The 14,731-nt window shown below is 58.7% G+C and carries 11 protein-coding genes; 1 reads left to right on the top strand and 10 read right to left on the bottom strand.

The genetic code is table 11. The annotated features are described in order from the left end of the window. Nucleotides 1-81 precede the first annotated feature (81 nt). Nucleotides 82-1,050 carry an EamA family transporter RarD gene (rarD, locus tag CRD13_RS10300; protein WP_048734788.1) on the top strand — a complete coding sequence of 323 codons (969 nt, stop codon included), beginning with the start codon at nt 82-84 and terminating at the stop codon, nt 1,048-1,050. Here rarD and CRD13_RS10305 read toward each other — a convergent pair. The 10 genes from CRD13_RS10305 to CRD13_RS10350 form a co-directional block, all read right to left on the bottom strand. After that, nucleotides 1,047-2,474, bottom strand: coding sequence for a D-arabinono-1,4-lactone oxidase (locus CRD13_RS10305; RefSeq protein WP_048734784.1), 1,428 nt, complete (start codon nt 2,472-2,474; stop codon nt 1,047-1,049). The two genes, rarD and CRD13_RS10305, sit on opposite strands and share 4 nt — an antisense overlap. Continuing rightward, entirely contained in the window at nt 2,471-3,760 is a 1,290-nt protein-coding gene (locus CRD13_RS10310; RefSeq protein ID WP_048734781.1) for an alanine racemase, read from the bottom strand. The genes CRD13_RS10305 and CRD13_RS10310 overlap by 4 nt, the downstream gene beginning before the upstream one ends. A gap of 81 nt (nt 3,761-3,841) precedes the next feature. Continuing rightward, complete coding sequence (locus CRD13_RS10315; RefSeq protein WP_016422979.1) at nt 3,842-4,006, bottom strand: hypothetical protein; 165 nt, start codon at nt 4,004-4,006, stop codon at nt 3,842-3,844. Between the two features lie 190 nt (nt 4,007-4,196). Then, nucleotides 4,197-5,702 (bottom strand): ATP-binding cassette domain-containing protein, encoded by a 1,506-nt coding sequence (locus CRD13_RS10320; protein ID WP_048734778.1) that lies wholly within the window; start codon nt 5,700-5,702, stop codon nt 4,197-4,199. Between the two features lie 15 nt (nt 5,703-5,717). Further along, complete coding sequence (modA, locus tag CRD13_RS10325) at nt 5,718-6,500, bottom strand: molybdate ABC transporter substrate-binding protein (protein WP_076771855.1); 783 nt, start codon at nt 6,498-6,500, stop codon at nt 5,718-5,720. A gap of 36 nt (nt 6,501-6,536) precedes the next feature. Next, nucleotides 6,537-7,304 (bottom strand): respiratory nitrate reductase subunit gamma, encoded by a 768-nt coding sequence (narI, locus tag CRD13_RS10330; protein WP_048734774.1) that lies wholly within the window; start codon nt 7,302-7,304, stop codon nt 6,537-6,539. 3 nt (nt 7,305-7,307) lie between these two features. Then, on the bottom strand, nt 7,308-8,003 hold the full coding sequence (gene narJ, locus CRD13_RS10335) for a nitrate reductase molybdenum cofactor assembly chaperone (protein ID WP_048734772.1): 696 nt from the start codon (nt 8,001-8,003) through the stop codon (nt 7,308-7,310). 3 nt (nt 8,004-8,006) lie between these two features. Continuing rightward, nucleotides 8,007-9,617, bottom strand: a complete 1,611-nt coding sequence (gene narH / locus CRD13_RS10340) for a nitrate reductase subunit beta (protein ID WP_048734769.1) — start codon at nt 9,615-9,617, stop codon at nt 8,007-8,009. Then, entirely contained in the window at nt 9,617-13,375 is a 3,759-nt protein-coding gene (locus CRD13_RS10345) for a nitrate reductase subunit alpha (protein WP_076771857.1), read from the bottom strand. The genes narH and CRD13_RS10345 overlap by 1 nt, the downstream gene beginning before the upstream one ends. Before the next feature lie 21 nt (nt 13,376-13,396). Continuing rightward, nucleotides 13,397-14,731, bottom strand: a complete 1,335-nt coding sequence (locus tag CRD13_RS10350) for a NarK/NasA family nitrate transporter (protein ID WP_048734765.1) — start codon at nt 14,729-14,731, stop codon at nt 13,397-13,399.

Consider the following 14,731-nt stretch of genomic DNA (forward strand, 5'->3'; position numbering starts at 1 on the left):
AAACGACTAGGATGAAGCGGCTAGAACTCTGCCGCCAGTACGCAGTCAGTTTCAACGAGAACGAAAAGGAGTCAGTCAACAGTGATTCAGGCATTCGGTGCGTACCTTTTGTGGGCGCTGTTTCCGCTCTATTTCCCCTTGCTGGAACCAGCAGGGGCCGTAGAGATTTTGGCGCACCGATTCGTCTGGACCCTTGTCTTTATGGTCATTGCCCTCAGCTTCATGCGCGCATGGCCAGAGCTGAAGGCCGCGAGTGCCAAGACCTGGGGCACTATTTTTATTGCCGCACTGTTGATCTCCGTCAACTGGGGTGTGTACGTCTACCTGGTCAACAATGGGCAGGTGGCGGAGGCCGCGCTCGGCTACTTCATCAACCCGCTGGTCAGCGTTTTGTTGGCGATGATTTTCTTCCGTGAAAGCATCTCGCGGTTGCAGCTCGGCAGTGTCATCCTGGCAACCATTGCGGTCATTGTTCTCACAATCGGTGTGGGACATCCGCCGTTGGGTGCGCTGGCGCTGGCGTTCAGTTTCGGTTTTTACGGACTAATGAAGAAGCGGGTATCGCTTTCCTCTGCAGCTTCGCTGACGGCCGAGTCCGCCGTAATCACACCGATTGCGCTGGCCTACATCCTCTGGTTGACCTACAACGGGCAGAGCACCTTTACCTCCGAAGGAACTGGTCACGTGCTGCTCATGATGAGCGCCGGTGTTGCTACCGCCATTCCGTTGCTTCTCTTCGGCGAAGGTGCCAAGCGCCTGCCGTTGGCCACATTGGGCCTGATGCAGTACCTGACTCCAGTTCTCCAAATCACCCTGGCAGTCACTGTGCTGGGCGAGCAGCTCGAACCGGAGCGCTGGATCGGGTTCTTCATCATCTGGGGTGCCGTCGCGCTGTTCATCTGCGATCTCATCCTGAAGATGCGGCGCCAGAGGCGGGTTCGCCGGGAACTCCGCAAGGCCGGTGTTGAACCGGCCGCGGTTTCCGACGATGCCGCCGACCAGACGGATGGGGCGGTTACCCGGGACGTCGTAAAGCCGGCAGATAATTAGCAGAAAAGTTCGCGCAGGTGCTCGTTGAGGAAGATTCCCTGCGGGTCGACCTTTTCCCGTAGTGCCTGGACCTCGCCGAACAGCGGATAACGTTCCGCGAAATCCTCCGCGCGGAGCGTGTGCAATTTGCCCCAGTGCGGGCGACCTTCGTGGGCCTTGAAAATCGGCTCGATGAGGTTGAAGTACTCTCGATAATTTTCCTTCCAGTAGCGGTGGATGGCGATGTAGGCACTGTCGCGACCGTACGCAGTGGATAGGGCCACATCATCGGCTTTCGCGGAGCGCACCTCGATGGGGAAGGAGACTTTCATCCTCTTGCGGGCAATCGCGTCGCGGATTTCCCCGAGGACATCGGAAGCGGCCTCGAGCGGGACGGAGTACTCCATCTCGGAAAAACGCACTCGGCGCGGCGAGACAAAGACCTTGTGCGCCTCATTGGAGTAGCTGCGCTCTGGCACGGTGTTGGTGGCAATCCGGTTGATGGTATCGGTCGTAGCGGGAATGGCCTTAGCAATCTCGCAGCACGCCAAGAGTCCCATGTTGTTGACGACTTCGTCGTTAAGATACGTACGCGCGCTGCCCAGGCGCTGCTTCAGGCTATTGCGGCTCGGGCGGCGGTGGCGCTGCGGTTCAATGCGAGTATTGTGCTTGACCAGCGTCTCGCGCTGTCCCGGGAACCAGAAAAACTCCAGGTGGTCAGCTTCTTTGCAGCGCTCGGCGAAACTCTTGCGCAGGGAATCAAACTCTTCGCGGTGCTCGTCGGCGTGCAGATCAAACGCTGGCACGACGGACATCGTGACCTCCGTAAGCACGCCGAAGACACCCAGTCCCAGCCGTCCGAGGCGGTAGAGCTCGCCGTCGATTCCCTCAGCGTCCGGATGGCAGTGCCTGACGACGCCATCCGCGGTGACAATCTTGAATCCTTTCACGGTGCCTGCGAAGCCGGTGAATCCAAGCCCGGTGCCGTGTGTGCCAGTAGAGATAGCACCGGCCAGCGACTGCGGATCGACATCGCCCTGGTTGGGAAGTGCCCAACCGAGCGGGCGCAGAATACCTGGAGTGTCGCGCAGGCGAGTGCCGGCACGCAGCGTGGCGGTCTGGTTGGCGGCGTCGAGTTCGACCAGACCAGAGCAGCGGTCGAGTTGAATGCGGTGCCCATCGGTGGTGGCCACGGAAGTAAAAGAATGACCGGCCCCTAGCGGGCGCACCGTAGTTCCTTCGGTCTTCGCCGCTTTAATTACCGAGATAACGCCCTCATCATCGTGCGGCTGATGAGTGTAGGACGGGGTGCACGATTGCGTGTGCGCCCAATTGCTCCAATGAGAGTTGGCGACGGCTTTTGCCTGCGCACGCCGACGTACGCGTGGTACGCGGGACTCAACTGTAGAGACTGTGAAGCGGGCGTTGTTGCGTGAATTGCTCATGTGAAGATCAATCCCTTTCCTCGGTACGTGGGCCAGTGGGCGATGATGGCGCCATCTCGAACTGCAATGACTTCTTGTGTGTGCTCGGCTATTTCGCCGGCCTTGGCGTGGCGGAACCACACGGGATCTCCCAGCGAAATTGCGTCGGCGGTCTTGCCGAGCAGCGGAGTCTGCACCTCACCTGGTCCTTCCTCTGCCGCGTAGCGCAGGCCAGTGGGGTACCAGGGGGTTGGCAGCCGGTCAGCTCCCGCCGGTCCAGAGGCAATTCGACCACCGCCGGACACCGTGACCACGCCCTTCTTAGGGCGTCGCGTCGCCGGCAACACAAACCAGGACGCCGGGCGCAGATTGAATGCGCGATAGTTATCGAAGAGGGTTGGTGCCAGGAACCCCGACCCCGCCGCTGCCTCGGTGACTGCGGCCTCGGCGCACGTCGACTCCAGCGACCCCGTGCCACCACCGTTGACAAACTCCAGCGGCCCCGCCACTTTCTCGACTGCAGCGACAACCTTCGCGCGGCGCTTTGCCAATTCCTTCTTTGAGACGGCCTGCATCACTCGAATTGCGCGCGCACGCAGGGAGTTTCCGGCATCGCCCACTCCGGCAATGTGTCCCTCATACATCATGATTCCCGCCAGCTGCAGCTCCGGACGGGCAATAATCTGCTTGGCAAACGCCGCTGCCTGCTTCGGCGAGAACAGGCTTGAGCGCAGCGTACCGATATGCACGCCGGGGAGGGGACGAAAGGATGCGTCGACGTCCATACACACGCGGATTGGCGCATTTTCGCTTGCCGACGACGCCAGCGCCTCTAGATGCTCGGGACGGTCAACCATGACGCAGATGGCGGCACGCGCTGCATCATCGTCGGCAAGCTCTGAGATAGCGCGGGCGTCAAGAGTTGGGTAGGCGACGACGATGTCGTCACTAATGCCTTCTCGGAATAGGTACAGCGCCTCTGCCAGTGAATATGCCAGCACGCCCTGGAAACCGGGGAAGGCCAGGGCGTGCGAAATAAGCTGTGGAATGCGAATCGATTTCGAGGCCACGCGGATAGGCATCCCGTTTGCACGGCGGAGCATATCGCGGGCATTGGCTTCGACCGCCGCGAGGTCGACGACGACTGCAGGAAGGGAAGTGCAGTTAAGCAGCGTGTCGGTAGCTAGTGGCGGGCGGGCTGTCTGGGACGTCTGCGGCGGCAGCGCCTCGGGTAAATGAGACGTCGGTGTCGGAGCCGGGCGGGATGTACCCGAGGACTCCGGGGCAGAAGCTCGAGAAAGTTTCATGCCCTAAAACGTAATCATTGAAAACCTGTACTGTCTTTGATTTTGAAAAGAAAGTCAGAATTTTCCAGGTCTGCGCTTTTTTTAGACCAGCCAGCTGTAGCGGGCGGCATCCATGTTGGAGGTGATGACATCGCCATCGATGAGGTAGCCGGCGGCAACGGGGCGGCGGTCGATGGTTGCAAGAACCTCGTCAAGCTCGGGCTTGGGGAAGTAGGTGAAGTGGCCATCGGAAAGTGGTGCGAACACTGTATTGCTCCTTTGGTTCTTTGCTTGGGATTAACACGGAAAGGCTAGCGGCCGCGAGGAAATATGAGGACTTCCTCACGAATCGTGGTGTTGAGTATTGTCAACTGGTTTTGAAAAGTAAAGGAAGTGGAGGGGTGATGTTAAACACGTCTTTAGACATACAAATGCCGAGATAAAGGTGTCTGTAGCACTAATGCAAACCGTCCAAATGGTGACGAATTGCAGGCTGCGAGGGGTGTCCCTGCACGGTAAGCTCACCATCTTTCATCACGACAACCCAGTCAGCCAGCTTCTCCACATCTGCAGCACTGTGCGTGATGAATACGACGGTTCGCGTGCCAATGCCATCAGCGATGAGGTTCTGCCAGGACTGTCGGCTCGTCGAATCCAGCGGTGCAAAAGGTTCATCGAGTACCAAAATCTCTGGCTGCACCGCTAGTGCGCGGGCGAGTGTAACCTGCGCATTCTGGCCACCGGACAGGGACGGCACTGGGGTCGTGGAAACCGGCCGAAGACCCGCCGCGGCCAGAATCTCCTGCGCACGCTCGCGGTTATCAGTGGCCGATGCGGATGCGGAATGGGGCCGGGAATGCAGTGCCATGGCGATTGCTTCCAGCGGCGTCGTTGTCGGAGGAAGCGATTGATCCTGCGGCACAATGACGATTCCGCGCTGCCGAAGCGGGAGCGGGGAAAGCTCCGTCGTACCCGCATAAACATCAGCGCCTTCCAAGGCTCCGGCAATGAGTCCGGCAAGAGTCGATTTTCCACACCCATTCGGTCCAATGACAGCCGTTACTTTCCCCGCTGGGAACTGGTAGGTCTGGCCTTGCCACCGCACCTCGAGGTCCTCCGGGCAGCGAGAAGGAAGACATATTTGGTTCAGGCGCTGGCGGGCCATCGGTTCCAGCCGTACGGGCGTGGGTGCAGGGCGCCGTCGTAAAGCGTAGGGCAGTAGCGCGATAACGAGGAAGATCAGCGAAATCCCAATCAATAATGCAGCGAGCACAATAGCGCGATCGGGATGAAGCTCCCGCTCCAAATAGATGCTTGAAGTCAGCGTGCGGGTGATTCCTGGGTAGGTGCCTGCGAACGTGACGGTGGTGCCGAACTCGCCAAGCGAACGAGCAAACGACAGCGCTGCTGCGGACAGGATTCCAGGAGTAATGGCAGGCAGAATGATGCGGCGAAAAATTGTGGTCGTTGGAATGCCGAGGCTCTCCGCGGAAATCAGAACTGATTGTTTGAGACTGCCTAGGGATGTATCAATCGCAATGGCAGCGTAAGGGAGAATGACAAAAACGTGAGCAATCACGACCGCCGGAAATGTAAATGGCAGCGGAAGATTTAGGGCTCGCGTGGCACTGGTGAGCGCAAGACCTGCGACAACCGGAGGCAGCGCCAGTGGTAGAAAAACTAGGAGACGGACAATCCATTGGCCCTTCGGAAGGGCATGAATGACTGCGCCGAGAGGAACCGCCAGGATGACCGCAATGAGGGTCGCCTGCATGCCAGCCCACAGGGAAATCTTCAGTGCATCGATGGTCTCAGGCTCAGTGAGAATGCTGGAGAACTGAGACCACGGCACCTCGAAGAGCAGTGCGACGACGGGAAACAGCAGAAATACCGGGCACAGCAGTGCAATGAGCCAGACGACGGCTGGCAGCGGGCGAGACGATGGGCGGAAAGAGGTGGGCATAATGACGAAAATCGACTACTGAGTCGCGGAGTCCTCCGCTGTTTCGGTGGCTGGCGTGAAACCATGGCGTGACCACAGCTGCGCAGACTCAGCGGAGGCGAGATACTTCACCAGTGAAAGAGCGGTTTCTTTTGTATCACTGTTGTTGACAACTGCAGCCATGATTTCGTTTGAGTGGCTGTCCGCTCCCGGGATGTCAAAGACATCGACAGAATCCGAAAGCGCCTGTGCGTCGGTGCGATACACCCACCCGGCATCCGCCACGCCAGACAGCACCTTACCTGCGACATCGCTGACAGAATTCTCACGGCTAACCGGAGTGAAATCTAGCCCCAGAGAGGAAATGAGTTCCTCAGCGATTTTCCCGCAAGGAACCTTGCGATCACAGGTGACAACCTTCGCTGCGGACAGGGACGCGTCAGCACCGGTGATGTGGGCGGGGTTTCCCTTAGGCACGATGAGCACCATCGAATTAGAAGCAACTTTGACAGGATCGCTCACGACACCTCGTTCGACGGCCTCGTCCATGGTTGCGCGGTCAGCCGTGATGAGTACATCGCCGGGAGCACCATCTTCCAACTGCTGAAGCAGAGAGCCGGAACCGCCGTTGATGAACGCCAAGTGAGTATCAATGCTCGCCGATTGCGGCAGGTCAGCATTGAGAACTCGAGTGGATGCGGCTCCGAAGACCGTTAGTGTCTCTTTTCCGGAAGCCTGCGATGAGCTCGTCTCTGGCGCACAGGCTGCGCTAGTGACCAATATGGTGACGGCGGCTGCCAGAACCTTCTTCGAGCTCATCACACAGACTTTCTTAATCAGGCCATCAGCGGCGAATTACCGACTGTGGCGATCCAACTGCTCCGCGTGGGAACGGATTGGTTCCCATGCTACCTCTCGGCGTGCCGGGCGAGTGCGGACATCACGAGAACGGTAGACCACATAGGGGCGGTTGGTGTAGCCGATAGGTGCAGAGAATGCGTGGACCAAGCGAGTAAACGGCCACACGGCGATGATGGTGAAGCCAGCCAGGACGTGCAGCTTAAACTGCCATGGCACATCGGCCATCAGCTCAGGCTGGGCATTGAAAATCATGATTCCACGCAGCCACGGCGAAATAGTTTCGCGGTAGTCGTAGCCATGCGGACCGCCGAATACCTGCAGCGACACCGTCGCGATAGTGCCCGACAGAATTGCCAGGGCCAGCAGCAAGTACATCACCTTGTCGGACGTGGACGTTGCCAAGAAAACCGTGCGGTTGACAACACGTCGGTAGATGAGCCCCGCCAGTCCCAACACCACGGCGGCTGCGGCAATCGTGCCGGGGATCGTAGCAATCAGGTGGTAGAAACCATCTGAGATGCCCATGGCGCGAGTCCACGATTTCGGAATTGCCAAGCCCATCAGGTGTCCAATGATGACGAACATCATGCCCCAGTGGAACAACGGCGATGACAGCCGCAGCATCTTTGATTCATAAATCTGCGATGAGTGGCTGGTCCAGCCGAATTGGTCTGTGCGCCAACGCCAGATGATGCCGATGACGAACGCGCTGACGGCCAGCCATGGAAAGGCTGTCCAGAGGAACAGCTCGAAGTTATTCATGACTTAAATCCTTTGAGTTTCTTGCATGCCGACGTGCGGCAGCGGAGTCCCAAGACCAACGAGTTCAGCCGGGGGACCTGTGCGGATGAGATTGATGTAGGCGTCGATAGTTTCCTGATCGATTTCTGGCAATGACATGCACAGCGCCGTCACCACGTGCGCGTACATGGGGGAGATATCATTCAGCGCGGTTCGCAGAACCTCCAGACCGTCTCGATGGGAAGCGAGCATCTCTGTCACGATGCGGTGACCAACGTCGTCGGCAAGCGCGCCGGCCTCCAGTACCACGCAGAGGTGGTCTGGGAGCTCTTCGCGCTCCTGCTCAAAGCCCAGTGCAGCCAGTTGCTCCTTGAAGGCAAGGAGCGCTACACCGCGCTGACGTGTATCGCCGACGGAGTAGTACGACAGGTTCATCGAGCACCGACGGCGCTGATCGAAGGTCTCCACATAGTGAGCCTGCAGCTTTTGAAGCGGCATCTCGGCAGCTTCCGTCAAAAATGCACTGAGCTCGTCGCCGACCTCTGCCGGAAGTGCAGGCAGCTCCCGTGCGACCGCCTCCCACCGCTGTTCAGCATTCTCATGTGGGTAGTCCAACAGCAGTGAGCACGCCATGTACAGCAGTTGGCGCTGCTGGTTGGTCAGCGGCACTGACTGTACGAACTGATCGGGGATACGTCCGAGAAAATTACGTTTGGCCATGGTCTATCCGTTCGGCTTCTTAAACATGGCCTGCGGCCCCTCATCGCCCCACGACACCAGAGAAACCTTGCGCGTATCGCCACTGCCCGTGCCGCAACCGGAACCACATGCCTCCGGTGCACCTTCGCCCGGACCCAAATCGCGGAACTGATTCATCAGCTTCTCCGGGGTGCTGTCGCCGAATGGATCGAGCGATGCGATGCCACGAGGCGTCTCTGGCGAGGTTGTCGGAATGACATAGCGGTCGTCGTACTTGGCGATTGCGAGCAGACGGTACATGTTGTACAGATCCTCACCCGTCATGCCGACGGACTGCGCAATCTCCTCCTGCGGTTCTCGCCCGAGGTTGATGTCTCGCATGTAGCTGCGCATCGCCGCTAGACGACGCAACGAGAGTTCCACCGGTCGAGTATCACCAGCCGTGAAGATTCCCGCCAGGTATTCCAGCGGAATTCGCATATTGGCCAAGGTGGTCAGCAGCACCTTGTGGTCTTCGCCGTCGATGCCAGACGCGGTAATGGTGTCGACAATCGGGGACAGCGGCGGGATGTACCAGACCATTGGCAGGGTACGGTACTCCGGGTGCAGCGGCAGTGCCAGACCGTAGGTAAAGATTAGGTCATAAATCGGCGACTCCTGCGCGGCTGCAATCCACGATGCTGGGATTTCCTGCTTGTGAGCAGCCTCGATGACCTCAGGATCGTGTGGGTCGAGCAGCAGACTGCGCTGTGCTTCATACAGATCCTGTGGGTCTTCCACTGATGCGGCTTCAGCCACGCGGTCAGCATCGTAGAAGATGACGCCGAGGTAACGCAGCCTGCCGACGCAGGTTTCCGAGCACACGGTTGGCTGACCGACCTCAATACGCGGGTAGCATAGCGTGCACTTTTCTGCCTTGCCGGTCTTGTGGTTGAAGTAGACCTTCTTGTACGGGCAACCGGAGACACACATGCGCCAACCGCGGCAGCGGTCCTGGTCGACCAGAACAATGCCGTCTTCCGTACGCTTGTACATCGCGCCCGATGGGCAGGAGGACACACAGGTCGGGTTCAAGCAGTGTTCACAGATGCGAGGCAAGTAGAACATGAAGGTATCTTCAATATCCTTCTTGACCTCCAAGTTCATCTGCTGCAGCGTTGGGTCGCTGTCCATCGTTGCAGTCGAACCACCGAGGTTGTCATCCCAGTTCGATGACCACTTGACGGTATCAATGGGACGGCCATCCAGCTGTGAAACTGGGCGCGCAGTCGGCTGAGTCTTCTGGCCACGCGGTGCCGACAGCAACTTGTCGTACTCGTAGGACCAGGGCTCGTAGTAATCTTCGATGCCCGGCAGCAGTGGGTTGTGGAAGATAGTGGCCAGCTTCTTCAAGCGACCACCGGCCTTGGGCTTGAGCTTGCCATTGCTGGTGCGTTCCCAGCCGCCCTTCCACTTTTCCTGGTCTTCCCAGGTGCGTGGGTAGCCGACGCCAGGGCGGGTCTCCACATTGTTAAACCAAATGTATTCAGTGCCCTCGCGGTTGGTCCATGCCTGCTTACAGGTCACAGAACAAGTGTGACAGCCGATGCACTTGTCCAGGTTCATGACCATCGCGATTTGTGCCATGACGCGCATTAGAATTTAACCTCCTGGCTGCGACGACGAATGCGGGTTACCTCATCGCGGTTATTACCGGTTGGACCGATGTAGTTGAAGCCGTAGGTGATGTGCCCGTAGCCGCCGGCCACATGCAAAGGCTTGATCATGATTCGAGTCAGCGAGTTGTGAGTACCGCCGCGGCGACCTGTGCGCTCATTGAGGGGTGTACCAGTGGTGCGCTCCTGCGCGTGGTTCATAATGGCCGTTCCCTCAGGGATACGGTGCGTGACAATCGCGCGTGCTGAGACCACACCATTGCGGTTGTAGAGCTCAATCCAGTCATTGTCGGCCACACCGATCTTCTCGGCGTCCTCGGCGGACATCCAGACAACCTGGCCACCACGCGAAATCGACAGCATGTGCAGGTTGTCGAAGTACTGCGAGTGAATCGACCACTTATTGTGTGGCGTCAGGTAGCGAACTGTGACCTCTGGATCGCCGGATTCACCAGTTAGCAGCTCACCTGGGCCAACCTCACCATTGAGGTGGAGACGGTCGAGCGGCGGGCGGTAAATCGGTAGCGCCTCGCCGTAGTCCAGGAACCAGTCGTGGTCGAGGTAGTAGTGCATACGACCGGACAGCGTGTGCCACGGCTTGTCGTAGGCCAAGTTGATGGAAAACGCGGTGTAGCGCTTACCGTCCTTCTTGATGCCCGTCCACTCCGGCGATGTGATGACCTCCGTTGGGCGCTCCTTCACCGAGTCCCACTTGATGTGGGTCTGCTCGGAGCCACTGACCAGGTCGGTCATATCTGCACCGACGCGCTTGCCCTGGTTGCGGAAGCCCTCGAGGGCGACCTCACCATTGGAGACACCGGAGAGATGCAGAATCATCTCTGCAGCCTTGATGGCCGAGTCCAGCTTTGGTCGTTTACCAGCCGACTCCGTCATCGACGTGCCGTTGATAATGGCCAATTCCTTGGCCTGCTTGGATACGTCGTACGCCGTGCCGTGTGTGCCTGTACCAGCCTTTTCCGTCAAGGGGCCAAAGTGTGTCCACTTCTCGTAGACCTTGGTGTAGTCGCGCTCAACTGGAATGAGCTTGGCCATGGTCTTGCCCGGCACAAGTCCCTCAGTATCCACGTCCGGGACAATGCCGTTTGGCATGTTCAGCTCGTCAGGGCTGTCGTGGCCAAGTGGGGCAGTGATGACATCCGTCTGTGTGCCCAGCCACTTTTCCGACATGGCCGACAGTGAAGCCGACAGGTCGCGGAAGACCTCGAAGTCACTGCGGGCCTCCCACGGTGGGTTGATTGCCGCGTTGAAGGAGTGGATAAACGGGTGCATATCCGTTGTCGACAGATCGTGCTTCTCATACCAGGTAGCCGCCGGCAGAATAATGTCGGAGACCAGCGTGGTTGAGGTATTGCGGAAATCCGTCGTCAGCATCAGGTCGAGCTTGCCCTCAGGTGCCTGGTCACGCCAGATAATAGAGGCTGGACGCTCGCCTTCTGGCAGCTCCGTTGCCGTGGCATCGGAATCCACACCGAGCATGTGACGCAGGAAGAACTCCGTGCCCTTTGCCGACGAACCCATAAGGTTGGTACGCCAGTTGAGCAGGATACGCGGGAAGTTCACCGGGTTATCCGGATCTTCAGCTGCAAACTTCATCCGTCCGAACTGCAATTCATCGACGATGTAATCCGAGACGGCCATGCCCTTGGCCTTCGCCTCGTCGGCAAGCAGCAGCGGATTGCGGTCGAACTGCGGGTATGCGGGCATCCAGCCGCGCTTCATGGCCTCGACCAGGGTCTCAGACGTGAACTTGTCGTCCACAGCGCCGTGATTAGCCAGCGGCGAGGCCAAGCGATTAGCGCGAGTGTTGTCATAACGCCACTGGTCGGTGGTCAGATAGTAGAAACCCGTGGTAATCATCTGACGTGGTGGTCGCTGCCAGTCCAGGGCGAATGCGTACTGTGCCCAGCCATTCATTGGACGCAGCTTTTCCTGGCCGACGTAGTGAGCCCAACCGCCACCGTTAATGCCCTGCGTGCCACACATGGAGGTCAGCGCCAGGAAGGTGCGGTAGATGCTGTCGGCATGGAAGAAGTGGTTGACGCCAGCGCCCATGATGATCTGGCTACGGCCGCCAGAGTCAGCAGCATTCTGCGCGAACTCACGCGCAATACGGATTGCAGCGTTTGCTGGGACGCCAGTGAGCTCCTCCTGCCATGCCGGAGTACCCGGCACGGAGGCATCCTTGAAGTCCGCCGGCCACTGACCAGGCAGATTCAGCTCTTCGCGGTTTACGGCGTAGTGCGCCAGCATGATGTCGTAGACCGTGGTGACAAGACGCTTGCCGACGCGCCGGGCGGGGACACCTCGGTGAACAATTCCGGCACCGATTGGGCCATTTTCCTCGGATTCGCCAAGGCCTGGCAGGTCAAAGCGCGGGAAAACCACTTCGACCGGTTCGAAGCCGTCAGTGACGTCTGCAACGGACATCACCGGGTCGACGTTGTCCAGGCGGAGGTTCCACTTGCCCTCGCCATCTTCGCCGTAGCGGTCAGCGAGAGTTCCGCCTGGGTCAACGACCTTGCCGTCGGCTTCCATCATCAGCAGACGGTGCGTTGCATTCTGCGAATCGTGCAGAGCCGCTTCCTCGATATTGGATGCGGTGAGGAACTTACCGGGTACGAAGGTGCCGTCGTCACGCGCGTCGAGCTCGACTAGGAATGGGGCATCGGTGTACTTGCGCATGTAGTCGAGGAAGTATGGCGTCTTCTGCTCGACGTGGAAGGACTTCAAAATGACATGTCCCATGGCGAAGGCCAGTGCGCCGTCGGTACCTGGGTTGATGCGCATCCACTCGTCGGCGAATTTGGTGTTATCAGCGAAGTCAGGGCTGACGACGACAACCTTGGTGCCGTTGTAGCGAGTCTCGACCATGAAGTGGCTATCCGGAGTACGGGTAACCGGAATGTTCGAGCCCCACATCATCAGGTAGCTGGAGTTGAACCAGTCACCGGACTCTGGAACGTCGGTCTGGTCGCCGAAAGTCTGTGGCGATGCCGGTGGCAGGTCGGCGTACCAGTCGTAGAAGGACAGTGCGACGCCACCAATCATCTGCAGGAAGCGAGTACCTGCGCCGTAGGAGACCTGCGACATAGCCGGAATTACGGTGAAACCGGCAATGCGGTCCGGGCCGTACTGGCGAATGGTGTAGACGTGGGCAGCGGCGGCCATTTCAATTGCTTCCTCATACGGAATGCGGATGAGGCCGCCCTTGCCGCGCTGGCTGACGTAGCTCTTGCGCTTCATCGGGTCTTCCACAATGGAACGCCAGGCCAGCACTGGGTCGCCGAGCTTTTCCTTTGCATCGCGGAACATCTCTACCAGCACACCGCGCGCGTATGGGTAACGAATGCGCGTCGGCGAGTAGGTGTACCAGGAAAACGATGCACCACGCGGGCAGCCGCGGGGTTCGTACTCCGGCATATCAGGGCCAGTGGTGGGGTAGTCAACTGCCTGTGACTCCCACGTAATAACACCGTCTTTGACATAGACCTTCCACGAGCAGGAACCCGTGCAGTTCACACCGTGGGTGGAACGAACCATCTTGTCGAAGGACCAGCGGTTGCGGTAGAACTCATCGGCGCCGCGGCCACCTTGGAGGAACAGTTGCTGACCGGACTCAGAGACTTCGCCCTTGCGGAGGAAGCTGCCAAAACGCAGCAGCGAGTTGGCCTGGTTAGAGCCAGAACCGGCGTGAGATGGGGAGGAATCTTGTGCCATGAGAGTTTTCCTAATTAGTAATTAACCGGGGAACGGAGCGTTCGGGCGGGCGTAGTAGATCCACACCAGCACGGTCGTGAAAGCGAAGAAGACCACGCAGCCCCAGAAGAAAGCCACCGGAGCCATCACGGAGAGCAGCACACCGACGATGAACGGGCCAAAGGCGCCGATCGCGCCGGTCCAGCCAATGACGCCGCCAGCCTGACGCCTCGGCAGAATCATCGGCATCTGCTTGAAGGTGCCGGCGTTACCCAGACCAGTGAAGAAGAACATGATCAGCATCGAGCCCAGGAACCAGCCGTACTCATCGGGGCTGTCCGGGGTCAGGAAGATAGCAGCGACACCGGTGAAGATGGTCATGCCCGCACAACCAATGAAGGTCCAGATTGCGCCACCGTACTTGTCACACAGCGGACCCCAGAGGGCGCGGACGAGAGCACCAATCAGCGGGCCAAGGAAGGCGTACTTGGCGCCCTGTGGCAGATCGGCCAGGGCATAGGTTTCAGCGAACTTGGAGTTAGCACCGAAGACATCATTGGTCAGTAGCGCCAGCTGAGCGGCAAAACCGGAGAAGGCGCCGAAGGTTACCAGGTAGACGATGGTGAGAATCCAGGTGTTCTTGTTGCCGAAGATGTCAATCTGTTCGCGGAAGTTCGCGCGAATCGGCACATCCTTCAGCATTGTCCACGCGACAATGCCCATGATGATGGTCCAGGGAACCAGGACAATGGCTGGGTTATAGACGAATACGTCGTGGCCTTCGTCAGTGCGCATTGGTGCGACAAAGCCCAGGCCAAGCAGGCTGAAGCCCATCAGCCATGGGCCGACCAGCTGAATCAGCGAAATACCGAAGTTACCGATACCCGCCTGAATACCCAGAGCAGTACCGGACATCCTCTTGGGGAAGAAGTAACCGGTTGATGGCATGAAGCCGGAGAAAACACCGCCGCCGATACCGGAGAGGAAGGACAGCGTCAGCAACCACCAGTACGGAGTGTCAGTGTTCTGAACCGCGAAATACCAGCCCAGCATCGGAATGACGAAAAGGAACGACGACAAGGTGACCAGCTTGCGCGTACCGATAATCGGCGGCAAGAACATGAACACCAGGCGGAAAAGACCGCAGGATAGGCCGGCAATAGATGTCAGCCAATACAGCTGGCCAGCGGTGAGGTCGAAACCGATCCGGTTGAGCATCGGCGCGATTGCGGAGACCAGGTACCAGGTCGCAAAGCCGATGATCAGCGCGATGGTGGAAATCGTTAGCGTCTTCCACGCAATTTTGGAATCCCAGTGTGCTGGATTTTCGGGATCCCATCCCTTGATGACTTTGCCGCTTGTGTCCAGAGGTTCCAG

Origin of the sequence: Corynebacterium sp. LK26, assembly GCF_014335085.1 — a bacterium.
GTDB lineage: Bacteria > Actinomycetota > Actinomycetes > Mycobacteriales > Mycobacteriaceae > Corynebacterium > Corynebacterium jeikeium_D.

Bases quoted from the DNA above. Each gene is read 5' to 3' on its own strand.
- CRD13_RS10305 (WP_048734784.1), bottom strand. From the start codon at position 2,474: ATGAGCAATTCACGCAACAACGCCCGCTTCACAGTCTCTACAGTTGAG.
- CRD13_RS10310 (WP_048734781.1), bottom strand. From the start codon at position 3,760: ATGAAACTTTCTCGAGCTTCTGCCCCGGAGTCCTCGGGTACATCCCGC.
- CRD13_RS10320 (WP_048734778.1), bottom strand. From the start codon at position 5,702: ATGCCCACCTCTTTCCGCCCATCGTCTCGCCCGCTGCCAGCCGTCGTC.
- modA (WP_076771855.1), bottom strand. From the start codon at position 6,500: ATGAGCTCGAAGAAGGTTCTGGCAGCCGCCGTCACCATATTGGTCACT.
- narI (WP_048734774.1), bottom strand. From the start codon at position 7,304: ATGAATAACTTCGAGCTGTTCCTCTGGACAGCCTTTCCATGGCTGGCC.
- narJ (WP_048734772.1), bottom strand. From the start codon at position 8,003: ATGGCCAAACGTAATTTTCTCGGACGTATCCCCGATCAGTTCGTACAG.
- narH (WP_048734769.1), bottom strand. From the start codon at position 9,617: ATGCGCGTCATGGCACAAATCGCGATGGTCATGAACCTGGACAAGTGC.
- CRD13_RS10345 (WP_076771857.1), bottom strand. From the start codon at position 13,375: ATGGCACAAGATTCCTCCCCATCTCACGCCGGTTCTGGCTCTAACCAG.